The sequence below is a fragment of the Gilliamella apis genome (genome assembly GCF_002142155.1).
GTDB classification, from domain to species: domain Bacteria; phylum Pseudomonadota; class Gammaproteobacteria; order Enterobacterales; family Orbaceae; genus Gilliamella; species Gilliamella apis.
The window spans coordinates 24,931-46,185 of record NZ_NASD01000003.1 but is presented as its reverse complement, the minus strand read 5'-3'; the positions used below and the strand labels follow the sequence as shown (position 1 = coordinate 46,185).

General features: G+C 33.8%; 32 protein-coding genes and 1 pseudogene. 29 read left to right on the top strand and 4 right to left on the bottom strand.

Translation table 11 applies throughout. The annotated features are described in order from the left end of the window. Positions 1-54: 54 nt before the first annotated feature. Both B6C84_RS02320 and B6C84_RS02315 read right to left on the bottom strand, forming a co-directional pair. Positions 55-1,506 (bottom strand): DUF4236 domain-containing protein, encoded by a 1,452-nt coding sequence (locus tag B6C84_RS02320; protein WP_086320235.1) that lies wholly within the window; start codon positions 1,504-1,506, stop codon positions 55-57. A gap of 5 nt (positions 1,507-1,511) precedes the next feature. Next, positions 1,512-2,156: a LexA family protein gene (locus tag B6C84_RS02315; protein ID WP_086320236.1), complete on the bottom strand. Its 645-nt coding sequence runs from the start codon at positions 2,154-2,156 to the stop codon at positions 1,512-1,514. 112 nt (positions 2,157-2,268) lie between these two features. On the opposite strand from B6C84_RS02315, the gene B6C84_RS02310 reads away from it, so the two are divergent. The 22 genes and pseudogenes from B6C84_RS02310 (at position 2,269) to B6C84_RS02220 (ending at position 17,564) form a co-directional block, all read left to right on the top strand. After that, on the top strand, positions 2,269-2,472 hold the full coding sequence (locus B6C84_RS02310) for a helix-turn-helix domain-containing protein (protein ID WP_086320237.1): 204 nt from the start codon (positions 2,269-2,271) through the stop codon (positions 2,470-2,472). 41 nt (positions 2,473-2,513) lie between these two features. Next, positions 2,514-2,711 (top strand): helix-turn-helix domain-containing protein, encoded by a 198-nt coding sequence (locus B6C84_RS02305; RefSeq protein ID WP_086320238.1) that lies wholly within the window; start codon positions 2,514-2,516, stop codon positions 2,709-2,711. After that, positions 2,711-3,067, top strand: a complete 357-nt coding sequence (locus B6C84_RS02300) for a replication protein (RefSeq protein ID WP_086320239.1) — start codon at positions 2,711-2,713, stop codon at positions 3,065-3,067. Before B6C84_RS02305 ends, B6C84_RS02300 begins: the two co-directional genes overlap by 1 nt. A gap of 38 nt (positions 3,068-3,105) precedes the next feature. Continuing rightward, positions 3,106-3,351, top strand: coding sequence for a hypothetical protein (locus B6C84_RS02295; RefSeq protein ID WP_133052266.1), 246 nt, complete (start codon positions 3,106-3,108; stop codon positions 3,349-3,351). Continuing rightward, a complete protein-coding gene (locus tag B6C84_RS02290) occupies positions 3,351-4,031 on the top strand; it encodes a replication protein P (RefSeq protein WP_086320241.1) in 681 nt (226 codons plus the stop codon). Before B6C84_RS02295 ends, B6C84_RS02290 begins: the two co-directional genes overlap by 1 nt. A gap of 25 nt (positions 4,032-4,056) precedes the next feature. Continuing rightward, complete coding sequence (locus tag B6C84_RS11535) at positions 4,057-4,215, top strand: hypothetical protein (RefSeq protein ID WP_165754890.1); 159 nt, start codon at positions 4,057-4,059, stop codon at positions 4,213-4,215. A 240-nt stretch (positions 4,216-4,455) separates the two neighbouring features. Then, positions 4,456-4,803 (top strand): helix-turn-helix domain-containing protein, encoded by a 348-nt coding sequence (locus tag B6C84_RS02285; RefSeq protein ID WP_086320242.1) that lies wholly within the window; start codon positions 4,456-4,458, stop codon positions 4,801-4,803. Then, positions 4,796-5,242 (top strand): recombination protein NinB, encoded by a 447-nt coding sequence (locus B6C84_RS02280; protein ID WP_086320243.1) that lies wholly within the window; start codon positions 4,796-4,798, stop codon positions 5,240-5,242. The genes B6C84_RS02285 and B6C84_RS02280 overlap by 8 nt, the downstream gene beginning before the upstream one ends. Further along, the gene (locus tag B6C84_RS11530; RefSeq protein WP_165754892.1) at positions 5,242-5,406 is read left to right on the top strand and encodes a hypothetical protein; all 165 of its coding nucleotides are present in this window, start codon (positions 5,242-5,244) and stop codon (positions 5,404-5,406) included. The genes B6C84_RS02280 and B6C84_RS11530 overlap by 1 nt, the downstream gene beginning before the upstream one ends. 144 nt (positions 5,407-5,550) lie before the next feature. Further along, positions 5,551-6,099 carry a recombination protein NinG gene (locus B6C84_RS02275; RefSeq protein WP_086320244.1) on the top strand — a complete coding sequence of 183 codons (549 nt, stop codon included), beginning with the start codon at positions 5,551-5,553 and terminating at the stop codon, positions 6,097-6,099. Continuing rightward, entirely contained in the window at positions 6,099-6,452 is a 354-nt protein-coding gene (locus tag B6C84_RS02270; protein ID WP_086320245.1) for an antiterminator Q family protein, read from the top strand. Before B6C84_RS02275 ends, B6C84_RS02270 begins: the two co-directional genes overlap by 1 nt. 167 nt (positions 6,453-6,619) lie before the next feature. Continuing rightward, entirely contained in the window at positions 6,620-7,300 is a 681-nt protein-coding gene (locus tag B6C84_RS02265) for a hypothetical protein (RefSeq protein WP_086320246.1), read from the top strand. Positions 7,301-7,754: 454 nt separating this feature from the next. Continuing rightward, positions 7,755-10,037 (top strand): hypothetical protein, encoded by a 2,283-nt coding sequence (locus B6C84_RS02260; RefSeq protein WP_086320138.1) that lies wholly within the window; start codon positions 7,755-7,757, stop codon positions 10,035-10,037. 45 nt (positions 10,038-10,082) lie between these two features. Further along, positions 10,083-11,099, top strand: a complete 1,017-nt coding sequence (locus B6C84_RS02255) for a hypothetical protein (RefSeq protein WP_086320137.1) — start codon at positions 10,083-10,085, stop codon at positions 11,097-11,099. Positions 11,100-11,152: 53 nt separating this feature from the next. Then, positions 11,153-11,431, top strand: a complete 279-nt coding sequence (locus B6C84_RS02250; protein ID WP_086320136.1) for a hypothetical protein — start codon at positions 11,153-11,155, stop codon at positions 11,429-11,431. A 144-nt stretch (positions 11,432-11,575) separates the two neighbouring features. Beyond that, positions 11,576-12,178: a hypothetical protein gene (locus B6C84_RS02245; protein ID WP_086320135.1), complete on the top strand. Its 603-nt coding sequence runs from the start codon at positions 11,576-11,578 to the stop codon at positions 12,176-12,178. A gap of 11 nt (positions 12,179-12,189) precedes the next feature. After that, positions 12,190-12,759, top strand: a complete 570-nt coding sequence (locus B6C84_RS02240; RefSeq protein ID WP_086320134.1) for a hypothetical protein — start codon at positions 12,190-12,192, stop codon at positions 12,757-12,759. A 349-nt stretch (positions 12,760-13,108) separates the two neighbouring features. After that, the gene (locus tag B6C84_RS02235) at positions 13,109-13,930 is read left to right on the top strand and encodes a phage antirepressor N-terminal domain-containing protein (protein WP_086320133.1); all 822 of its coding nucleotides are present in this window, start codon (positions 13,109-13,111) and stop codon (positions 13,928-13,930) included. Positions 13,931-14,611: 681 nt separating this feature from the next. Next, a pseudogene (locus B6C84_RS11790) lies at positions 14,612-14,692 on the top strand (hypothetical protein); the annotation flags it as partial. 112 nt (positions 14,693-14,804) lie between these two features. Continuing rightward, a complete protein-coding gene (locus tag B6C84_RS02230) occupies positions 14,805-16,058 on the top strand; it encodes an AAA family ATPase (RefSeq protein WP_217332151.1) in 1,254 nt (417 codons plus the stop codon). Between the two features lie 3 nt (positions 16,059-16,061). Next, positions 16,062-16,787 carry an HNH endonuclease family protein gene (locus tag B6C84_RS02225; RefSeq protein ID WP_086354063.1) on the top strand — a complete coding sequence of 242 codons (726 nt, stop codon included), beginning with the start codon at positions 16,062-16,064 and terminating at the stop codon, positions 16,785-16,787. Positions 16,788-17,012: 225 nt separating this feature from the next. Then, positions 17,013-17,564 carry a hypothetical protein gene (locus B6C84_RS02220; RefSeq protein WP_065578848.1) on the top strand — a complete coding sequence of 184 codons (552 nt, stop codon included), beginning with the start codon at positions 17,013-17,015 and terminating at the stop codon, positions 17,562-17,564. A gap of 32 nt (positions 17,565-17,596) precedes the next feature. On the opposite strand, the gene B6C84_RS02215 is transcribed toward B6C84_RS02220, so the two are convergent. Further along, positions 17,597-17,845 (bottom strand): helix-turn-helix domain-containing protein, encoded by a 249-nt coding sequence (locus B6C84_RS02215; protein ID WP_086320131.1) that lies wholly within the window; start codon positions 17,843-17,845, stop codon positions 17,597-17,599. Between the two features lie 135 nt (positions 17,846-17,980). On the opposite strand from B6C84_RS02215, the gene B6C84_RS02210 reads away from it, so the two are divergent. From B6C84_RS02210 to B6C84_RS02190, 5 genes are all read left to right on the top strand, one after another. After that, the gene (locus B6C84_RS02210; RefSeq protein ID WP_065578846.1) at positions 17,981-18,274 is read left to right on the top strand and encodes a type II toxin-antitoxin system RelE/ParE family toxin; all 294 of its coding nucleotides are present in this window, start codon (positions 17,981-17,983) and stop codon (positions 18,272-18,274) included. Positions 18,275-18,276: 2 nt separating this feature from the next. Continuing rightward, a complete protein-coding gene (locus B6C84_RS02205; protein ID WP_065561131.1) occupies positions 18,277-18,579 on the top strand; it encodes an addiction module antidote protein in 303 nt (100 codons plus the stop codon). 88 nt (positions 18,580-18,667) lie between these two features. After that, the gene (locus tag B6C84_RS02200; RefSeq protein WP_086320130.1) at positions 18,668-18,997 is read left to right on the top strand and encodes a phage tail protein; all 330 of its coding nucleotides are present in this window, start codon (positions 18,668-18,670) and stop codon (positions 18,995-18,997) included. After that, the gene (locus B6C84_RS02195) at positions 18,994-19,473 is read left to right on the top strand and encodes a phage minor tail protein L (RefSeq protein WP_086320129.1); all 480 of its coding nucleotides are present in this window, start codon (positions 18,994-18,996) and stop codon (positions 19,471-19,473) included. The genes B6C84_RS02200 and B6C84_RS02195 overlap by 4 nt, the downstream gene beginning before the upstream one ends. Beyond that, positions 19,433-19,822: a hypothetical protein gene (locus B6C84_RS02190; RefSeq protein ID WP_086320128.1), complete on the top strand. Its 390-nt coding sequence runs from the start codon at positions 19,433-19,435 to the stop codon at positions 19,820-19,822. Before B6C84_RS02195 ends, B6C84_RS02190 begins: the two co-directional genes overlap by 41 nt. On the opposite strand, the gene B6C84_RS11525 is transcribed toward B6C84_RS02190, so the two are convergent. Further along, positions 19,819-19,983, bottom strand: coding sequence for a hypothetical protein (locus B6C84_RS11525; RefSeq protein ID WP_165754881.1), 165 nt, complete (start codon positions 19,981-19,983; stop codon positions 19,819-19,821). The two genes, B6C84_RS02190 and B6C84_RS11525, sit on opposite strands and share 4 nt — an antisense overlap. A 108-nt stretch (positions 19,984-20,091) precedes the next feature. Here B6C84_RS11525 and B6C84_RS02185 point away from each other — a divergent pair, with 108 nt between their 5' ends. Together B6C84_RS02185 and B6C84_RS02180 are read left to right on the top strand one after the other, a co-directional pair. Beyond that, complete coding sequence (locus B6C84_RS02185) at positions 20,092-20,622, top strand: tail fiber assembly protein (RefSeq protein WP_086320127.1); 531 nt, start codon at positions 20,092-20,094, stop codon at positions 20,620-20,622. 172 nt (positions 20,623-20,794) lie between these two features. After that, on the top strand, positions 20,795-21,247 hold the full coding sequence (locus B6C84_RS02180) for a Panacea domain-containing protein (RefSeq protein WP_086320126.1): 453 nt from the start codon (positions 20,795-20,797) through the stop codon (positions 21,245-21,247). The last annotated feature ends 8 nt before the right edge of the window (positions 21,248-21,255 follow it).

Below are 21,255 nucleotides of genomic sequence, written 5' to 3'. Positions count from 1 at the left end.
TTTATATAATTAAACAAAAACCGCCGAAGCGGTTTGCAATTTAAGTTCAACTAATTAGTCTGAAATACATATAGCGATAAAAACAATCATCCATATAAAGCTAATTAATCTTACTAAATTTGAATATCCTTTGTTTAAAGTAAACCATGAGAAAATATAAGGAAATAAGGTTATTCCTATAATCAACCATTTGTTAGGATGAATTAATTTTTTAACTTGATCTTGAGGTTCTAATAGTTGTGAATTTAAATTTTCATCATTATCAGAAAGTTGGAATTTATTTATTAAATCTTCTTCAATTTCATCATTATCTTTGTTTAAAGTTGCAAATGGTATTATTGGCTTGAATAAACCTGTTTTAGTCATATTACGGACTAATTCAAATTGTTCAAAGCACTCTACAACATTTATATTTTCAATGTTGTTAAAATTAATTGATTTCCATGATGATTTTTCAACGTTAACACTTACAAGATATTGATCTTCAATTTCACCTGTTTGAACGTTTGGCCTTTGTGAATATGCTGAAAGAGTAATTTTTTCAATAGTAGGAATTAAACCAAATACATCAGCAATAATTCTAAAAATTATTGAATGAATATGGGTCATATAAATTTTTCTTTTCTCTGTATCAGAAATAGTTTTAACTGAAATTCTTAAACTGCTTTCAGAAGCGGTATATTTTTTATCAGGAATATCTTCGATTTCAGGCAAATCAATATCCAGGATTAAATTATTCTGATTTAATTCAAAATTAACATTTGTCTCTTTAGGAAAATGTATATTTGATAATAAAGTAACAAGTTCTGAATTTACAGTATCTTCATCACCAGAAGCTAAGAGAATGTTTATCTTATTTGCAATGATTTCTTCATTTTTTTCAAATTCTTCTTTATTTGTATTCCAAATATTTAGTTTTTTTATATATTCTGATTCTAAACTATCATTAATTTTTAACCGTTTTTTCTCGACAAATGGTAATATTTTACTTAATAATGTTGGCTGTCTTAACTGTTTTTTAGGTGGTGGGGATGAAAACGTTTTTACATGGTAAATTCTGGTATCAGATGGAGGTAATGCTGTTAAGTGTATCTTATCAAGCTGTTCTAAGCCGTCATTAAATTTTTGACAGGCTTCTTTGAACATTGATATTAGGGTTTCCTTATTATTTTTTTTAAAACTTGCAACAATATTATTTGGTAAATAGCTGTCATCATTTGAATTTAAATATTCAATTGTTCCATCATCATTTATTCTTACTCTTATAGTAATGGATTCGTTTATTGAATTTTGAGCCAAATCTATAGCATTTTTTCGCTCGTTACTGGATAACTTTGTGCGATATGATAATCCGCTACCTGGTAAACTTAAATTGCCATAAATACCTTTTTTTCCTATATTAATTGATGCTCCACGTCCTCCAAGACTAACGCTAGCTCCTTTAGAACTTAAATTTATATTTACACCAGGTATTATTTTTATTCTTTTTCTAAATTTAACAGCCATGTTAATTACCTTTTTCTTCTAAAAATTCTGTGCTCAACCATGGTACCAATTATTCTAATCTGTTGCTTTAATGTGCTCATGGTTGTGTAATCTGGATTGAGTGGTATGAGTTCAAACTGCATTCTTTCATGCTCATCATATCCTAATTCACGGTACTTTTTAAAAGTTGCCTCTTCATCTCCATTTACAGCTACCACAAATTCACCTGGAAATGGTTTTATCGCAGGATCGATAATAACAACATCACCTTCTTTAAATTCTGGCTCCATTGAATCGCCTTTTATTTTTAGTGCAAATGCTTTATTTGATAATTCTAATGATGTCATAATATATTCAAATCCAGTTGAATCTCTAAGTTCACACGACTCTGTCCATACTCCTGCTTGCACGTAGCTTATTAATGGGACTTGATGGGCGTGAATTTCTATTTTTTCTACGTTTATTACGTCCTTTTCTTTTCCACTTAATAACCATGCCATATCACATTTTAAAGTCACTGAAATTTCGTATAAATGGCGTGGTTTTTTTACACCACCGCTTTCTATAGCTTGGTAGGATTGTTGTTTAATTCCTACTTGTTCCGCAACTTGTTCTTGAGTTAATCCCAATTCTTCACGTCTGGCTCTAATTCTTTGACCGAGATTGTTCATTTGAAAATTCTCCTTTTGTGATTAATAAAATAATACAGATAAATCTGTAATTGATAAACAGTATAAACTGTTATTTAATACAGTTATAACTGTAATCTTTGCAGAGGTTTTAATGACAATAGGTGAACGAGTTAAAAATAAACGAATCGAACTTAATATTAGCCAAGCATCACTGGCTAAATTAGTCGGAATGAAACAACAATCAATTAGCGATTTAGAAGCTGGGAACATTGAAAAGCCAAGAAATATTGTTGAGATAGCTAAAGCTTTGAATTGCTCTGTTGAATGGTTGTATTACGGAACTTCTAATCATTAGGTAATCATGAATATGCTAAAAAACAAAAAAACAAAAAAACACTGAGCCAATGCGAGCGGAGATTAATTCATTTGCAGAGTGGTAAAACAATTAATCCATTGCAGGCGTTGAATCTATACGGCTGTTTTAGATTAGGCGCGCGTATCTACGACCTGAAACAGGCTGGTTTTGATATTGATAGCCGTTTAGTCCATGAGAATGGCGTTCAGTACGCTGAATATTCAATGAGAGGTGATTAATGAGTCAGTTTATAGCTAATTCGTTTCAGGTTCCTAATGCTGTAGTTGATGAGTTAATGGCTAAAATGTCAGCCAATGCATTGCGCTGTTATCTCCTAATAACTCGTAAAACTACTGGCTGGGGTAAAAATAGCGACAAAATCAGTGCGTCACAGTTTATGAATTATTTAGGAATCAGAGATAGACGAACTATTTACACGGCGCTAACTGAATTAGCTAATTTAGGATTAATTAATGCCATTAAAAATAATGGTGGAATAACTGAATATTCACTAGTTTTTGAATCGTCCGAACCAGTAACAAAAAATGTCACTCTACAAAAGACACTATTAAAAACAATATTACAAAAAAAATAACTAGTGATTTTGACCCTATGACTGTCCAGCCAAAAAACGTGAGTATTGACGTTTGGAAAAACTGGATTGATTACAGAAATTCGTTAGGCAAAAAACTACAACCTCAATCGTGGGTGAAACAATCTCAAATGCTGGAGACGCAAGAAAACCCGGAATTGATGATTAACCAATCGATTATGAACGGTTGGCAGGGTCTGTTTCCCATCAAAAATAATATTGCTGCTCGCAACCATGCAACTGACGATACGTCATGGATAAACAACCTTGATGGAGAAATGTTCTGATGAAAAATATTGCTGCATTAGTCCCGCAAATCAACATTGTGAATACCGTTGATAATCAAAAACAACAACAGCAGAAAGAACTAGTTGCGGAGGTTGTAAATAAATTATTTAGTCAGCTGAGAGCCGCATGTCCGGCGATGTTCCACACTCTAAATCATAACGACGAGAACGCAATTAAACGGCAGTGGATAATTGGTTTTATTGAAAACGGAATTAATCCAGCAATGATTAATGCAGGTATGCGTATAGCCAGACAGCAAAATAACCCGTTTATGCCATCGGTAGGGCAGTTTATCGGATGGTGTGAAAAAGGGCTAGCTGAACAATACAGATTACCAACCGCAGAAAATTTAACTAAGGCGGTTATTGAATTCGGTAAATACAAGGGTTTTGATGATTTTTGCAATTACGATTACGGAAGCGCTGCTAATTACTGGTTAATAAACGATCTCCACCGATTAATGCTGGATGAAAATTTGGGAAAAGAAAAATTGTTAATCAGAGCGGAAAGAATGATTAGCGAAATGGCAAAAAAAATAATGACAGGATGGGTAATCCCAACACCGAATAAGGCACTGCCTAAAACAGTTCAAGGAAAACCGTTATCTCGTGAGAGACAATTATCAAAGCTTTACGAAATAAAACAAAAATTTGGTTTTGGTCATGTCATGTCGAGTTAACCACTGCCTACTAGGACAGGGTCACATGTTGGACAAAATAGCATATGACTATGTGACAGAAATCAGAAAACGTGGCGCAAATGTAGCAAAAGTTAAATATGAGTTAGCAGAACGAGCAAAGAAATTTACTGATGAAGAAAGAGAAAAATTGAGGGAGTTGATACAGAAATGGCTTACAAAATAACAGCAGAAGTAAAAAAAGGTTGGCAGGAGTGGGGGGGTAATCAAATTAATTACCAAATCAAAAATGACCGAGGCGGAGTTAATAAAAATGTACGGTGTGATTAAAGTTGGTTTCATGAAAGAAAAAGTCAACGTTCTGGTCCGCAATTTTCAGTGTGTGAAGGTTTAGTATGAGTGATAAAACAATATTTTATATAGCGCTATTAGTTTTTTGGGCATTTGTTATCTGGAGAGTAACGAAATGAGTAACGACATGGAAAATAACGACGTATTGATATCTAACGGATGGTTGTTACCTCGTATAGCGAGAAAAAAGGGAAAACTTGGCAAATATTTAGCTAAAGTTCGAGTTGAGTTAGGGCTTTCTCAAGCTGGGCTTGCTGAAATATTAGAGGTTAGTGTTGCAACGATATCATTCATTGAACGAAGACAAAAACCAATCACTCGAAATGTTGCCAATAAATTTATTGAGCAAATGGGATTAAATGAAGCTGAACGAGAGGAGTTTTTAAAACTAGCAATTATGAATAATGCGGCAATAAAGATTGAAAAAATTCAGGAAGAGCTATTAGGTAATAACAATGGATGATCTTTGTCTACACGAAAGTAATATCAAATCGATTGTAAATACGCTATTAGAGTTAGCTAAAAGCGGCAAACGATACAGACTGATTATAAAAATTTGGAAAGATAAGCGCACTATCGATCAGAACTCGCTATCTCACATGTGGTATGACGATTTAGCCAAACAGGCGAACGTTAAAACAAAAACTAATAACTACAGCATGGAAAGTGTTAAGCACGATTTAAAAGAAACATTTTTAGGTTACGAAAATGTCGAGCATAAAAATCTATTAACAGGTGAGATAACAGTTAAACAGCAATTAAGAAAAACATCAGAACTTGATACAGGGGAAATGCATTTTTACCTACAACAAATTGAAACTTGGGCTAGTCAGAACGGGTTTAGATTGAGAATACCGAGTGACAGCGAATATCAAAAATTAAAAATGCAACAGGTGGCATGATGAACAACAAACACAAAGAACAACTGAAACTATACGACGATAAAGAACAAGAGTTAGAACGAGCAATCGCAATAGTTAGAGAACAACGCAGAGAATACATTAATCAGCATAATTTAAACAAGGTTAACGACAATGCCGAAGAAACACAAATTAACCAAAACTGATTTTAAATGTCCAGAATGTGGCGGGGAGTGCTTGTATAACGTTGATTTGGATTTTTTTGTTTGCAATAGACCGCTAATCGGCGTTAACGGCGAAGTAAAAGGGTCTTGTGGTAAGTTTTATATGAATAAAACGAAGTTCAGACGATGAAGAGAGAAATAAAGCAAAAAAAATGTAAAAGCTGTGGCAGAAAATTTGCGCTATTTAACTCGCTTGCTCAAGTATGTTCGGTTGATTGTGCTATTCAGTATGCAAAAGATAACAAAGTTCAAGAGCGTACTCGAAGAGCATTACATAACATTGCAAAAGAAAGGATTAAAACACGCTCAGAGCATTTAAGAGATGCGCAAACAGCATTTAATGCATTTATTCGAGAAAGAGATAAAAACGAGCCGTGCATTAGTTGTGGACGGTATCATAGCGGGCAATATCACGCAGGGCATTATCGGAGTGTTGGGGTATGTCCAGAGTCACGTTTCTGTGAGTTAAACGTACATAAACAATGCTCGGCGTGCAATAACCATAAATCAGGCAACATAGTTGAATACAGAATTAATTTAGTGAAAAAAATAGGTGTAGAAAAAGTTGAGTGGTTAGAGGGTTATCACGAACCGAAAAAATACACTATTGAGCAAATAAAAGATATTAGAGCTAAATACCAATTAAAACTGAAAGAATTGAAACGAGGTGCATAGTGAGAGAAACTAAAGATATTCTGACAGCGTGGAAGAACACACGCATTTTAAAAAGGATGGGAACTGAGTATCCGTCGAAATCTGCTGGCATTGAAGGTGCACCTAGGGATTTTGATTATCGCCAGTATTTAACCGAAGAAGAGGCGCAGATTGTTGATAATGCAGTTCTCAAACTTAAATTAGATAATTATTCCCAGTGGATTGTATTAACTGCGTACTATTTGCGTGATGTTTCGTGTAATGCTCAAGCTAAAGCTGTAGGCAAAAGACCTCACGATATTATTAATTTATTAAACCAAGCCGAAATGTTTATAAGAGGCAATATTTACGATTTTTTCAAAAAAGCGGCATAAAATTCAAAAAAGTGTTATTAAAATGCTGGACTTTGCGCAAATGCGCATATATAATTGGTACAAAATGCGGTTTAAAGCGCATAGAATAAAAAGCCTGATTATTAATTGGGTTTTTTTTGCAATTATACTATTCTATTGTTTCCTTTTTCATGAACAAGAGAATAGCAATGAAAGATTTAATTAATATAGTCAGTGAAAACACATTAAATTATGTGTTTTATTACCTTCCAGCAGGTCCAAAAACTTTTTTCTCGATTACTTTCTGTTTACTTATTGCGTTAATCATGTTGATTTACATACTAAAGCTTATGCTGTCCCTTCCTAAATCGTTTAATACATTCAAAAAACAAGTAAATTCAGTGCAGGTTTCAAATACCAATTTATTAGAAAGTAAACAATATAACGAAATCTATTCAAAGGAAAAAGAAATTGCAGATATAATGCGTTTAACTAAATGTAAAAATAGACGTCTATCTTTGTTTTTTGCTCAGTTAACTTTTATTACAAAAAATAAAATTTCGCCATCACATTTTAAAAAATTTTATAGCCATATTCGTATTGAGAATAATGAGATTAAATTATGTAATAAAACGATTTTAATTGATAATATTTTCTATGCTTCTTTTGCAATACTGTTTTTTACTCAAGCTTTATTATTTTTATATTTATGCTTTTTTCGTAACCCTTTATCAATAATTCAAATTTCAATATTGTCTGTGTTTTTTCTTCTTTTGGTGGTTCAAGCTGTTTATTTTTGTAGTCTCATTATAAGAAAAAAAGATAAAGAAGAGTTTTTAGAAATTAAAAATAGTTATTTTAAAAAATTATTACCTTCTTTGAAAATTTAAAAATTAAGCCTCTTATGAGGCTTTTTTATTTTCAAGATAGAATTTAATTGCATCAATAATAAGTTGGGCTTGTGGTATATTTAGGTTTTTACTCGCTTGTTCAATTAATGCGATATCGTCAACGTGTAGTTTGAAACCTTTTACTTTAACTCCTCGTTTTTTTTACCGAAGCAATGATTGCAGCACAAGAAGAAACCGCCGAACTTGCTGATAATATGCGAAATACTGTACAGGACGGGATCAATCGTGTAACCAATAATCTAAAAAAATATTTCGGCGAGCTAAATAACTCAACTGGCGCAACCAAAGTTTTAGTTGATTCGCTGATTTTGATGTCTCAACATGTCGATATACTAATGACAGGAGTTGGCGCACTGGCAGCGATTTATGCCGGGAAATATATCACTTCATTAGCAAGCGCTACCAAACAAAGTGTAGAAAAAACCTTGCTGATATGCGTCAAGCTCAAGCTGAGAAAGTTTTATTACAAGCGGAAGTTGAAAGAACCAGCCAAAACGTCAAAGCACTGCAAATTCAGCGACAAAATATTATCATGGCACAAGCGCAATGTAATAATTTAAAAGCACAAACTGCATTAAATAAACAGCTTGCCGTAGTTGAGAAACAGCTTGTCACTACTACAAATGAGCATACGGCCGCGCAAGCAAGACTTAGTGTAGCAGTGAAAGCTACGTCTTTTGCCACTAAAGGATTGCAAGCTACAATGTCAATGCTAGGCGGCCCAGCAGGTATATTAATTTTAGCGGCTGGCGCATTAATGACTTGGGCGAGCAAAGCAAATGAAGCGAGAGAAGCTGCGGTTAATCTTAAAGATTACATAAAAGATTTAACCGAAGAATTCAAAAAGATGAATAAAGAGCAAAGAGAGGCTGCGCTTACAAAATTAAACATTAAATTATCGGAGCAAGTTAAAGAAATAAAAGAAGAAGAGGGTCGGATTACTGCGATTCTGACAAATTTAGAGCATTACGGTGAAAACGGGTTTGAACTCTATACTCTAGATGAATTAAACGAAAAATTAAGTATCGCACGCGGAAACTTGGCGGACATGAAACAAGGTGCAAATGAGCTAGAGAGGCAAATACAATCACTTAACGGAGTTAATGAAGAATTATCATCATCATCAGAGCAAGCGGCTACTGACGTTGACGGCTTTGCTAAAGTGTTAGAAAAACTTGGCAAAAACAAAGTTGACGATAAAGTTAAAGCGCTTTCTACGCAACTCGAAATAGTTCAAATGAAAACCAAAGGAGCGAAAAAAGCAGCGTACATATATGAAAATGCGTTAAATGAGCTAGGCGATGTTGGCGAACAGTATAAAACAACAATTCTGGGGTTAATCGATAAAACAAAAAAATGGTCAGAAGTATCTGAAGAAGTTCGAAAAGTGCTACAACCATTATTTGATACTCTTGGTAAAATTTATGACGAAAACGAAAAGCTAAATGCTAGTAAAAAAAGTGGACGAGGCACAACAAGAACTTATGCGGAAGAAGTAAAAGAACTGAAAGACAAGCTTGAGGTTGCGAAACTTGAGGCAAAAGGACTTACTGTTGAAGCTGAATTGCTATCAATCACTCAAAAAATGGGTAGCAAAGTTACGGCAGAACAAACTGAAGAGCTGAAAAAGCTAATTGAAGCATCGCAAGCATATAAAGCCTTAGGTTCTCTAAAAAGCCCAATTGACGCTGAAAATGATTCTTTCAAACAATCTAAAGAATCACTCGATAAACTTCATCAACTAGGCGAGCTAAAACAAGCTGAATATTATTCAAAACTCGAACAGCTCGAAGAACAACATCAAATCAATTTAGCAAAAATAAAATCTGATGCGGCAGTATCTAAAGTCGATGATGCAGTAGCTCAAGTTGACCCTGTGCAAGCGCTTCAAAATGAAAACGCACGAAAGTTAGCATTAATCCAAGAATTTGAAAATCAAAAATGGCTTACTGAGCAAAGAGCTATTGAACTTAGAGAGGAAGCTAATCGTCAATTCGAGCAGAATAGAATCAATGCTCAATGGGAAATTTGGCGAAATCAAAGTGATGCTAACGAGTTTTTGGCGTCATCACTGGAAGGCTTAGCAAGCAGTGCGACAAGCACAATATCAGGTTTAGCATCAGGCACCATGACAGCAACGCAAGCAATGCAGAACTTTGCTAATGTGATTTTGAATGAGGCAATAGGCTCGCTGGTTCAAATGGGCATGCAATACGTCAAGAACGCAATTGTAGCTAAAACGACAGCAGCTCAAGTACTTGAAGCTGAAGCATTAGCTTTAGCATATGAACCGGCGGCAATGAACGCATCTATTGCCACGCAGGGCGCAGCAGCAGCGATGGGCGCAGAGGCATATGCAACAGCTATTGGCTCAATGAAAGCGTTGGGTATAGCAGGTGCACGTAAAAACGGTGGTCCAGTTGACGGCAGTAAAATGTATCGAGTTGGTGAGGGTGGTAAACCAGAGATATTGATGCAAGGCGGACGACAATACTTAATTCCGGGTGAAAATGGGCGAGTTTTAAGCAACCGCCAAATCACATCAGGAAAAGGCGGCTCCAGTGTTAGCCTTACTATAAATATGCCTGTAAATGTAGGTGATAGCGGCGGAATGTCAGAGCAGGACGGACAGCAATTAGCTAAAAACATCGAGCAAGCGATACGAGCACAGATACAAAAAGAACAACGACCCGGCGGATTGTTAAATCGTCGTTGATTTAATTATCGAAATTTCATACCATTACCCAAAAAAGGAGATGGTATGAAAAAGATTTTATGTTATTTAATTTTTTTTCTGTGTTTTATTTCATTTATCTCAGAGGCTGCTGGGAAAAAAGAAAAATTTAAGCCCGATGGGAAAGAATTATTTATTATTAACGAATATGCTCCAGTAGCTCGTATACAAGTACATACAGCCCCAGAGGTTGGAACATCCAAATTTTTACCCATCGAAAAATATAAAGGCATGGTTGGGTATGTTGATAAAATAATTAAAACTAATTACGATTCTTATAAAAAGATTGTTTTGAAAAATGGAGATGTTTTTTATTTAGATAAAACTTCATTCGGAACATCTGAACCAAAGTATGAATCGGAAGAATATTTGATTAGTATGGGGGAATATGAGAAAGTAAAAAATAATGTCGAAGGAACAAAGAAAATAAAACTTCATAATATAAGTGATATTTCTGTCCAAGCAGCAACAGCAGGCAAGGATGGCATTTATAATGTTACATTATCTAATGGATTAACTTTAAGATGGAATGATTTTAAAGTATTACAAAACTTTATTAAAAATATAACTGATGAAACTGATGTAAAACTCTTAATAAACACATTAAAGGGAGGCGGCATTTATCTCTATTACGATGATATAGATGATTTTTATCAAATTTCCATGGGTGGTAACTCACCGCTAGAACTGTTTTTAAAAATTTTTGGCACAAAAAAAATAATGCCAGTTGCTAAGGTGACGTATGGTGGCTCAAACTGGGTTTTTGCAGATAGTTTTGTTGTTTTTCAAAATGGAAAAAGACTATCTCGCAATAATGTTCAATTTAAAAGAGACAGCAGATCAGTCGTTGTTGAATGGTATAACTTCGCATGTCCCAAAGAAGATTTGGATAGCATTAGATTGTTAGATGAAAATGAAGAAGCGACTGTAAGATTCTATGGCTCTAATTACAATAAAGATAAACAGGTCGATAAAGAAAGTATCAAAAAGATAAAAGAAATCATTACGCTATATGATATGTTAACTAAATATTACACCATTTAAAGCAATTCAAACCCTCTTAGAGGGTTTTTTATTATCTAAAATAAGGTATCCATATGAAAGTTTTTTCCATAGTTTTTCATGATAAAAATGGCGTAATACTCGCTACAGATCGGCATGATGATTGTTGGATAAGGTTATTTGGGAAGTATTATGGTCGCTTAACCAAAGTTAGAGACCATAATGAATTTATTAAGGCTGGAAGCATGATGAAATTAGTTGAATTACGTCAGGAGTCCGAGATAAACCCAAACCTAATAGTTTTAATACCAAATGTTTTGTGGCATCTACAGGAAGCTCTTTCAATTTGCCAAGAATCGGCTCAACAGCAATAATTGAGCGATACAGAGATCTCGGTATCACGTTCCCTGTACACGCAGGGATTAATCACAAATCCATCACAAACAGCCCTAGTGGCGGCTTTTCTTGCCAAAATCCTTTAAATAACATACCATTACCTAAAAACTAAGGAGAATGGTATGAAGAAATTAATTTTTATTGTAGCATCGTTTTTTATAAGCCCATTTGTTTTAGCAGAAACTCAATATCCAGATGCACCCCTTGGGTTGAAATGGGGTATGACAGTAGCAGAATTGGAGTCTAAAGCTGGTGCTGTGTTAGAGCCGACTCCAATTGATGAAAATGTATCTATATATTCTTTAAAATCTCCACCAATGACATTGCCGAAGTTTACTGAATATTTTGTATTAGTTCATAAAGATTTAGGAGCAATGAAAATTATTATGAATGAAAAAATAACATCAGACATATACGGCACCAAAGGTAAAAAAGAATATTTTAAATATAAAGAAGCATTAACAAATAAATTTGGCAAACCTGATAATTCTCTTGAAAGTGTAGGGTTGAAGCTTTATAAAGATAGTGATGAATTTTATCAATGTTTAAAGTATGAAGGATGTGGTTATTATGCATCAGTTTTTGGAGATCATTTATCTCTACAGCTAGAGGGGATAGAAAGAGGTAAAGGTAATTTAAGCATTGTCTATGAATCTGAGTTATTTACAAAATATAAAGCAGATAAAGAAAATGAAAATGAAAATAAAATTAAAAACGGATTATAGTAGGAGATAAAATGTTAAAACATACAATTTATATTTTTTTATTGCTTTTATTTGTAAGTGGGTGCAATAAACAATTATCAGAAGAAGACAAAGCTAAAGTGGCAGCATTGAATATTGAGTTAACTCAGACAAACGATGATATAAAAGCGACTACAGAAAATTATGAACAATATAGTGGGGGATTAATAAAATCGTTAATTGCTGCGAGACTTGAAGTTCTAAAAACAAACAAAAATTTAGTTGAGCAACGGATAAATTCCATTGAATCTGGATCAGCGGTTAAAGTCGAAACGTTGGTTACAAATCCTAACCCTGAACTTGCCGAGCATTTACAAAGCGAAATACAATCAATAAAACAAGAAATTGAGATTGATAAAAATGAAGCTTCAAAATATAGCGGTGGACTGATTCTATCTATGAAGTTAATGACTATAGCCACTAAAGAACAATCATTAGCAGCATTGCAACAAAAATATCTTACTGTCAAATATGGTTTAAGCTCTCTACCTAAAGTAGATATAGAAATACCAAAACCAATAAAAGAAAGTGATCCAAGCGTACCTTTAGAAAGTCGTTTGTAAAATCTAGACTCTAAAATTCAATGCCGAGAGGGCGAGGAATAAAATACCAGCAATGGGAATAACTCCAGCCTATCTTTGTTGGGCTTTTGAGCCTCTTGGCACCTATTAATAATAGTAGTTGACTTCTCTTATTAAATTAATATATATTCTAAATAGGTGCTCAAAACACCTTCAAAGAGCGGTAACCGCACCCGATAGAAAATGCGGCTTTTTTATATCCAGATTTTATGATCGGGAGTGCGACTAATAAAACACCCTCGGGAAATAAGTCCGCTGTCTCTTTGCAGTTTTGAGCTCCTGATCGCCCTACTCAAAATGGGGTTAATAATAAAATCAAAGAGGATATAGTATGTCAAACCAAATTCAGTTAGTTCAATTTCACAATCAACAAATATCAATTCTCAATTATAATAATAAGCCTTATGTTGCTATCAAACCAATATGCGAGAACATAGGTTTGGATTGGGAAGCTCAAAGACAAAGAATTAAAAGAAATGAAATACTTAATTCAACTGCCTTTATGATAAAGGTAGTTGCAAAAGACGGTAAAAATAGAGAAGTTTTATGTTTACCTCTTGGTTATCTCAATGGCTGGCTTGCAGGTATAGAATTAAGCAGGGTTAATCCAGAAATAAAACCTATCTTAAAACAATATCAATTAGAATGTTTCGATGTACTTTATAACCACTTCATGCCGAAAGTAGCTCAACAACACCCTAACACTATTTCAGTTGAACAACAGCAGGCAATTAAACAGGCTGTTAATGAGCGTTCATACCGCACAGGTGAACATCATCAAGCTATTTATTCTAAATTCTATTTGCAGTTCAAAGTACCGCGTTACCAAGATTTGCCAGCTAGCAAGTTTGACGAGGCTATTAAGTGGTTGGGTGGTGTAAGCATGAGAAACGGGTTGTCTGATGAAGATTGGTACGATTTAGCTTGGCTTTATAAAGTAGCAGATAGGATGCGTTCTCAAATTGAGCTTATCGAGCCAGCCCTTAGGGCAATTGATTCTAGTTTTGTCAGTGCATTTCACTCTATGTCAATCGAGTACAAACGAAATTTACATAGTGCAAAATTAATTATTGAGCGAGAAACAGCGCATATTAAAGCAAAAAATATAATAGACAAATGGAATAGGGTTTTACCTGTAATTAGACATCATTAATTAGTTAACCCTTTTTTTGCTGATTCTTATAATTCATTTAAAATCAAATGATTATAAACAGGTGTAAAAAAAGGGTTTTTAGCTACAAATTGGTTATTATTCTTTTTCTGAACAAAGTTTATTGTGTATAATGTTCTAGTTCACTACCGTGTAGGTAGTTTAGAAAATCATTGCGAAGAGCGAATGCCAACATCCATGGTTCACTACCGTGTAGGTAGTTTAGAAATATTAATATTTTTTATTACATCATAGTTTTCCGTTCACTACCGTGTAGGTAGTTTAGAAATTGATTTACACAAACCTGTCACGTTCGCAATTGTTCACTACCGTGTAGGTAGTTTAGAAATAACGGTTCACGTGTTTACGTGCAAAAATCAAGTTCACTGCCGCATAGGTAGTTTAGAAAAATTTTATTTGAAGATACGCCGAGCAGTTCGCGTTCACTACCGTGTAGGTAGCCAAAAATTCAAAATTAAAACTATCACAAACCGCCTTCTGGCGGTTTTTTATTGCTCATTATTCCGCAAATCAATAACAGATTTAACGCTCACATGAATAGCTCGACGGAGCAAAAGCATGAAGCTGCCTACCTTCAGTGGATTGTTTTCATGTGAGCTTTTATTAAAAAGGTAAAAGGAGTGATTAATGAATAATTTAAAAAAATTATAAGTCCCATTTTGCAATACAACAATCCAAGCCATTGAGCATAATGGACAGCTTTATGTTTCAATGCGCCCCATTTGTAAGAATATTGGTTTGTAGTGGGGATCTCAGTATAACCGTATCATGCGTGACGAAGTAATGAAAACCTGCGTCTTCATTATGAAGACTGAGATTCTATAACCCTCTAATTTCTTCTTGGTTTATTAATAATATGAAAAAATCCATCACCTTTAAGAGATCATTTAATGATCAACTTATCGAAATATTATGCTATTATTCTGACGATAAAAATAAACAGGATAATGCAATGAAAATTGAATCACTAAAAATAGAAAATGTTGGCGGTATATCTAGCTTGTCGTTAGATAGTTTTGACCCCAACTTAAATATTATTTGCGGTGAAAACGGAATTGGTAAAACAAATATTTTGGATTCAATTGCATCATTGTTTTCAAGTTATGAACCGATATCTATTAGTGTTAAATCAGGTTTTGAACAAGGATGCATAAAAAGCTCAGTAGATGGAAAAGTAATTTCGCGACCAATAAAGAAAAAATATACAAATCTTACCTATAAAACATGGGAATGTGTTAATGATGAAAATGCAAATTTCAATTTACTATATTTAAAAGTTAATCGCGTTTTTAAATATAGGCGAGAAAGTAGTATTAATTCAGACCCAGACGTTATCAATAGAACAACGGAAAACGCTGAAGGTTTAGATAACGATGATATAAAACAATGGTTTGTTTCTAGGTATTTGCATAGCGCGCATGTTAATAATTTAACTGATGTTCAACAAGAAAACATTAAATTAGCAATAAGCTGTTTTTCGTTACTTGATAATAAGGTTACCTTTTGTAAAACTACCACTCAAAATGAGATAATTGTAAAAACACCTACAGGAGAAATATATTTTGAACTTTTATCTTCTGGATTTAGGTCAATTTTATTTATTTTATTGGGAATAATTAAAGAAATTGAATATCGATTCCAAGACAACAATGTTTTAGCATCAGACTTTAATGGAATTATTCTAATTGATGAGATAGAGTTACACCTTCATCCTGAATGGCAAGGTAAAGTTTGCAGCGTTCTTACAAAAACATTTCCGAAAGCCCAATTTATCATCAGTACGCATAGCCCTCACGTTATTCAAACCGCCGAGGCGAACGAAGTTATAGCTTTATCTGGAGAAAATGGTCATTTAGAAAAAAGAACCTTAGATATCGCCCCACATGGCTTTAAAGGATGGACAGTTGAGGAAATTCTTACTGATGTAATGGGTATGAGAGATGTTCGAACAGAAAAATATAGGGAAGTTTACACAAAATTTAGTAGGGCGCTAGATGATAATGATATAAAAGCTGCTACTGAAGCTCATAACGAATTGGATAAATTACTTCATCCTACATACCCTTTAAGAGCACTTTTTAAAATGCAATTGGATGGGCTTAAGGGTTAATCCATGATTAAGTTAGAAAAAGGGAAAAAACCCGATTACTTAAGCGATGATAAAGTTCAAGAACTAATAGAAAGGTATAAGTCTAATTCTGATACTGTATGGAATCACGAAAAAATAAAGGAGCGATTATTAGAAAGCAGCAACTCTAAATGCGCTTATTGTGAATGTCAATTACAGATTGAAGATTCATACGTTGAAGTTGAGCATTTTAAATGTAAAAAACGATATCCTGATGAAGTCGTAAATTGGGATAATTTGTTACCTTCATGTAAAAGGTGTAATCTCAGAAAAGGGAGTTTGGATGTTGTTATAACACCTATTATAAATCCTTATGAGGATGATCCTAAATTACATTTATCTATTCAAGCTTGTCGTTTGTATCCAAAAGGAAATGTAGGTTCAAAAGGTGACAATACTATTAAAAAATTGGCTTTAAATGACTATGAACGATTGTTGCAATCAAGATTCGAGGCTTCAAATCGTATAAATAAATATATAGACGATTTAGTTAATAATAAAAGTAATATTGATTATGTTAGAAATAATATGATCACAACACTGGAACTGTGCCAACCAGATAAAGCTTTTTCTGCTTTTCTCGCTTTTACTTTGCTTAATAACAAAGATACAAAAATAATCAAACAAGTTTTAATCGATAATGACTTATGGGATGATGATCTTAATGAAATGTATGAAACCTGCAAAAAAATAGCCCTAGACTCTAGATAATTTATCGTTAACCAACCAAATTCAATTAAACCACTTTCGGGTGGTTTTTATTATCAGTCATCTTCATAATGAAGATGACCTGTGAATGTCTATATAACTCTTTTTGTTTTTTTTGGATAAAAAATAATCCAGCGGACGTTATTTAATCTATTTACATTTGATTTTTGTATTATTAATAAACAAACTATTAACTCTTTTATTAATTAATAGAGGTAGTTTGGTTATATGTTTATTCCAATTTGGATGATTATTCTGATAGCGGTTTTAGTTATAACTTTAGTTTTCGTTCTCATTTTCATAACTTTTTCTAAAATAAATAAGACCTATGAATTAATGAAGAAGCTTGGTAATAGATTGGAGAAGATGTCTTCGAACTTGAAACTTTATGCTGAAAAAGTTAGCTCAGAACCTAAAAGTGTTGATAAATCAGAATTTAATGAAGACTCATTTACCACTTTATTATTTATCTGGTTTAGAGATATAAATACTTGCATGGCTTTTTTTACATTAATGCTCCCTGCAGTTTCCTTTTTTTTGTCCAAAGTATTTAATTTAGATATAAATAAGTCTGATATGATAATAGTATTTGTTGTAATAGGTATTCTCCTGATGGGAATTTTAATATGGAAAATGATGGTCGATAGAAAAAAAATAATTAAAAATAGGCGTATGGAAATTCTTGCGATTTCCGTTTTAGTTTTTTTAGCTGCATTTATTGGTTTCTCCTTGGCAAATTTGGCAGTTAAGTTAATTTTTGATTCCTTGATTTTAATGTAATTAGATTCTACCCCGCTTCGGCGGGTTTTTTATTAAAAATCTAACAGTTCAGGCTTGATTTGTAGCGCTTCGGCAATTTTAATCCGTGTTGCTTTTCTTAACTTTTGGCTTTTTTCATATTGAGAATAAGCTGATTGGCTAATATCTATTTTATTCGCAACTTCAACTTGAGATAATTTTAAATACTCACGCCACGCTTGTGCAGGAGAATAGTTATTATCAAAAACCATATTAACAACTTCGTTTGGTACACCTGTTTCAACATCGATTGTTTTATTCATTATTATTTTTATGATTAACCTCAATATAAGCATTATATAAGTTTAGTAAAAATATAAATAATTATAATTGATAACCATAGTTGACATTCTAACGGTGTAAGATATAATAGTTTTAAATTAAAACAGGAATAAAGCATGATTACTGTAAGTTATACACAGCAAATGGAAAAATGGTTGAAGTCGCTTAAAGATAAAACTGCAGCTGCTAAAATTAAAGTTCGAATTCGTCGCATGCAAGAAGGTAATTTTGGTGATGTTAAGCCTGTAGGCAGCGGTGTATCAGAAATGCGTATTCACTGTGGAAAAGGGTATAGGGTTTATTTTGTTAACCGCAATAATGAAATTGTTATTTTATTGTGTGGCGGTGACAAGGATACACAACAAACAGATATTAAAATTGCTAAAGAATTAGCAAATAAATGGGGTTAATTATGACTACAAAACTAAAAACTTTTGATGTGGTTGATTTTTTAAATACTGATGAAGAAATGCAAGAATATTTAAATGCCGCAATAGAAGAAGGAGACCCTAAATTTTTATTTATTGCACTTGGTGATATAGCTAGAGCTAAAAACATCAGTCAGCTTTCACGTGATACAGGTATAAGTCGTGAGGGTATTTATAAAGCGTTATCAGGTGAGGGGAACCCCACTTTTAATACAATCTTTAAAATTGTTCAAGCATTAGGTTTGCAAATGCAGTTTTCCTCACAAAAACATGCTGATTGTTGTTAACTGAGTATGGAAAATCTAATGTAGATATACAAAATAAAATCAAACCTAAAGCTCGCTATTGCGGGCTTTTTTTATGTCTGGAGAAAATATGGAAACATTCCACTGGAGACCTCAAAACAGCTCTACCACATCAGTATCACCAAAAGTGAAAGTCATTAAATTTGGTGACGGTTATGAGCAACGAATTCGGGACGGTATTAACAACGATTTGCGCTCATACAATGTGACATTTGTTGGGTTATCAGAAGACATCAGTTTGATTGATGATTTTCTTAGCAGACACAATGCTGTTAAAGCCTTTTTGTGGCGAGAGCCTAACACTAATAAAACAATAAAAGTTGTTTGTCGTTCTTGGACATCAACGCCCAACAGCGCAGCTAAAACAATTTCTGCAACATTCGAAGAGGTAGTCGCATGATCCCCAAAAAAATGTTACTTGATATAACCAAAATAGCACAAGATGCGATTATTGATTTGTATGAAGTCGATTTAACGAAGATCGTGGGTAATAAAACGATATTTCGATTTCATAACGGATTAAATGAGCTGAGGCGTCCGATTACATGGCAGGGTAATATTTATGAGCCATACCCTATTAAAGTTGAGGGTTTTCAAAAAAACGGACAGGGCACTAGTAACCGCCCAACAATGAGCGTTAGCAATGCCATGGGCTTTATCACTGGCTTAATCTCCGATTTTGATGGATTGCTTGGCGCAGTTGTTACACGTCACGAAGTGCCTATTAAATATCTGGATGCGGTGAATTTTGAGAACGGCAACCAATATGCAGATCCGATTTGTGAAATCATCTCAAATTATGTGATTGAGCAGGTAAAACAACAAAACTCAATATTTGATAACAATCAAAACAATAGATGGTCAGCAATATATTAATGTACCGTCCGCATTTGCACCTGATGGTAGAGGGTATTTTGAACGTGCGGTTAATGGAACTACTCGACAGGTAGGTAGCACCGAAGGTGATGCTATTCGTAATATTAAAGGCGGTTTGCCTTCAGGTAATTCTAAAGCTCTGCTTGGACACGAAAAAATCGAGTCTGGTGATAAAAATGGTGCAATATCAATACAATCGGCTGGAGATGATTATCTCGCAAGCTCGTCGTCAAGCCGCAAATTGAGATGGATGTTTTTTGATTTTGATGCTTCGAGAGTCGTTCCAACATCTAATGAAAATAGACCATTAAATATTGGCATGACTCCAGTAATGTATTTAGGTGTTTAGACTCCAAGATAAATAACAGGTGTTAACCCGATGTTAAGCGGTCTATTTTCATGTGCGGTAGGTACAACTCGTGATGCATCAAAACAATTCATAGACATACCATGACAATCACCAGTTGCTATTTGCGCCCCAGCTCCCCACACCGACTGCTTATAAAACAATTTTGCATCTAATGCAGAAAACGATAAAAACAGACCAGTTATATTGCGGATTGCGTCATCTTCAGCGCTACCTACCTGTCGAGTAGGTAAAATTAAAAAGGAAAAATTATGATAAATTATTATTTTGACAATACAAATGAACTAAAACCATTCACACATCAACTTGATGCAAATAATGACACATTACCGCCAGATAATGCGTTACGGATAGCGCCTGAATTCAGGGACGGCTATTGGCCATGCGAGCAAAATGGCGCTTGGATTTTAATCGAAGATAACAGAAACAAAACGGTATATAACATTGAAACGAAAGAAGCGGAAAAAATCGATTATCTCGGTAAAATTCGTGATGGTTTTACACTGCTTAAACCATTCGAATTCTGTACGTGGAATGGTGAAAAATGGATCTTAGATGAAGATGCAAAAAATGAACATCTCATCAAAAATAATCAAAATTTAAAAAACTCATTAATCAACGAAGCTAGCGAAAAAATAGCGTTACTTCAAGATATCATTGATCTAGATATGCAAGAGACAGATGAAGAACAGCAACTTAAACAGCGGAAAAAATATCGCATTTTATTAACCCGCGTTGATGCGTCTGATATTAATGCTGTATTTCCCGCAAAACCTGAATAATCAAAACACACTATCAATCTTCAACTTAGACTTTTTAGTACTTGAATTTAGTATTAATACAATCCCAATAATTTGTTGAATAAATCTTTCCTATTTAGATAACTTAAATTATAATCGCTCAAAGTTAACAACGTGAGTTGTGGATAATTTTCTAACAAAAAGGTTGCATATTATGACAAATTTAACGTGCTTTGATGTAGCAAACTACATTCTTTCATTAAATGATAACGATGCCGGTGACCTTATTTCAAATTTGAAGCTACAAAAACTAGTTTATTACACTCAAGGCTTTTCTTTAGCTATCTTGGGTAAACCTTTATTTAATGAAAAAATAGAAGCATGGATGCACGGACCTGTTATTCCCGACCTATACCATAAGTACAAGAGTTTTGGTTCTGGAGCAATAGATACAGATAACCTCGACATTGATTTTAGTAAGTTTTCTGAAGATGAAAAAGATTTAATTCAAGATGTATTTAATATGTACGGACAATACTCAGCATGGAAATTACGAAATTTAACGCATGAAGAACCAACATGGATTGGTGCATATGGTCGAGGTGATTCTACAGAAATTTCCTTAGATAGCATGAAAAAATACTTTTTAACGCAAATAGAAAATTAACTTTTTGT

What these genes read in the sequence shown, in the direction of transcription:
- B6C84_RS02225 (WP_086354063.1), top strand. Translation starts at nt 16,062, where the DNA reads ATGATTAAGTTAGAAAAAGGGAAAAAACCCGATTACTTAAGCGATGAT.
- B6C84_RS02310 (WP_086320237.1), top strand. Translation starts at nt 2,269, where the DNA reads ATGACAATAGGTGAACGAGTTAAAAATAAACGAATCGAACTTAATATT.
- B6C84_RS02200 (WP_086320130.1), top strand. Translation starts at nt 18,668, where the DNA reads ATGGAAACATTCCACTGGAGACCTCAAAACAGCTCTACCACATCAGTA.
- B6C84_RS02210 (WP_065578846.1), top strand. Translation starts at nt 17,981, where the DNA reads ATGATTACTGTAAGTTATACACAGCAAATGGAAAAATGGTTGAAGTCG.
- B6C84_RS02220 (WP_065578848.1), top strand. Translation starts at nt 17,013, where the DNA reads ATGTTTATTCCAATTTGGATGATTATTCTGATAGCGGTTTTAGTTATA.
- B6C84_RS02300 (WP_086320239.1), top strand. Translation starts at nt 2,711, where the DNA reads ATGAGTCAGTTTATAGCTAATTCGTTTCAGGTTCCTAATGCTGTAGTT.
- B6C84_RS02280 (WP_086320243.1), top strand. Translation starts at nt 4,796, where the DNA reads ATGGATGATCTTTGTCTACACGAAAGTAATATCAAATCGATTGTAAAT.
- B6C84_RS11530 (WP_165754892.1), top strand. Translation starts at nt 5,242, where the DNA reads ATGAACAACAAACACAAAGAACAACTGAAACTATACGACGATAAAGAA.
- B6C84_RS02240 (WP_086320134.1), top strand. Translation starts at nt 12,190, where the DNA reads ATGTTAAAACATACAATTTATATTTTTTTATTGCTTTTATTTGTAAGT.
- B6C84_RS02275 (WP_086320244.1), top strand. Translation starts at nt 5,551, where the DNA reads ATGAAGAGAGAAATAAAGCAAAAAAAATGTAAAAGCTGTGGCAGAAAA.
- B6C84_RS02285 (WP_086320242.1), top strand. Translation starts at nt 4,456, where the DNA reads ATGAGTAACGACATGGAAAATAACGACGTATTGATATCTAACGGATGG.
- B6C84_RS02180 (WP_086320126.1), top strand. Translation starts at nt 20,795, where the DNA reads ATGACAAATTTAACGTGCTTTGATGTAGCAAACTACATTCTTTCATTA.
- B6C84_RS02260 (WP_086320138.1), top strand. Translation starts at nt 7,755, where the DNA reads ATGCGTCAAGCTCAAGCTGAGAAAGTTTTATTACAAGCGGAAGTTGAA.
- B6C84_RS02205 (WP_065561131.1), top strand. Translation starts at nt 18,277, where the DNA reads ATGACTACAAAACTAAAAACTTTTGATGTGGTTGATTTTTTAAATACT.
- B6C84_RS02315 (WP_086320236.1), bottom strand. Translation starts at nt 2,156, where the DNA reads ATGAACAATCTCGGTCAAAGAATTAGAGCCAGACGTGAAGAATTGGGA.
- B6C84_RS02265 (WP_086320246.1), top strand. Translation starts at nt 6,620, where the DNA reads ATGAAAGATTTAATTAATATAGTCAGTGAAAACACATTAAATTATGTG.
- B6C84_RS02320 (WP_086320235.1), bottom strand. Translation starts at nt 1,506, where the DNA reads ATGGCTGTTAAATTTAGAAAAAGAATAAAAATAATACCTGGTGTAAAT.
- B6C84_RS02195 (WP_086320129.1), top strand. Translation starts at nt 18,994, where the DNA reads ATGATCCCCAAAAAAATGTTACTTGATATAACCAAAATAGCACAAGAT.
- B6C84_RS02255 (WP_086320137.1), top strand. Translation starts at nt 10,083, where the DNA reads ATGAAAAAGATTTTATGTTATTTAATTTTTTTTCTGTGTTTTATTTCA.
- B6C84_RS02250 (WP_086320136.1), top strand. Translation starts at nt 11,153, where the DNA reads ATGAAAGTTTTTTCCATAGTTTTTCATGATAAAAATGGCGTAATACTC.
- B6C84_RS11535 (WP_165754890.1), top strand. Translation starts at nt 4,057, where the DNA reads ATGTTGGACAAAATAGCATATGACTATGTGACAGAAATCAGAAAACGT.
- B6C84_RS02245 (WP_086320135.1), top strand. Translation starts at nt 11,576, where the DNA reads ATGAAGAAATTAATTTTTATTGTAGCATCGTTTTTTATAAGCCCATTT.
- B6C84_RS02185 (WP_086320127.1), top strand. Translation starts at nt 20,092, where the DNA reads ATGATAAATTATTATTTTGACAATACAAATGAACTAAAACCATTCACA.
- B6C84_RS02230 (WP_217332151.1), top strand. Translation starts at nt 14,805, where the DNA reads ATGAAAAAATCCATCACCTTTAAGAGATCATTTAATGATCAACTTATC.
- B6C84_RS02290 (WP_086320241.1), top strand. Translation starts at nt 3,351, where the DNA reads ATGAAAAATATTGCTGCATTAGTCCCGCAAATCAACATTGTGAATACC.
- B6C84_RS02215 (WP_086320131.1), bottom strand. Translation starts at nt 17,845, where the DNA reads ATGAATAAAACAATCGATGTTGAAACAGGTGTACCAAACGAAGTTGTT.
- B6C84_RS02235 (WP_086320133.1), top strand. Translation starts at nt 13,109, where the DNA reads ATGTCAAACCAAATTCAGTTAGTTCAATTTCACAATCAACAAATATCA.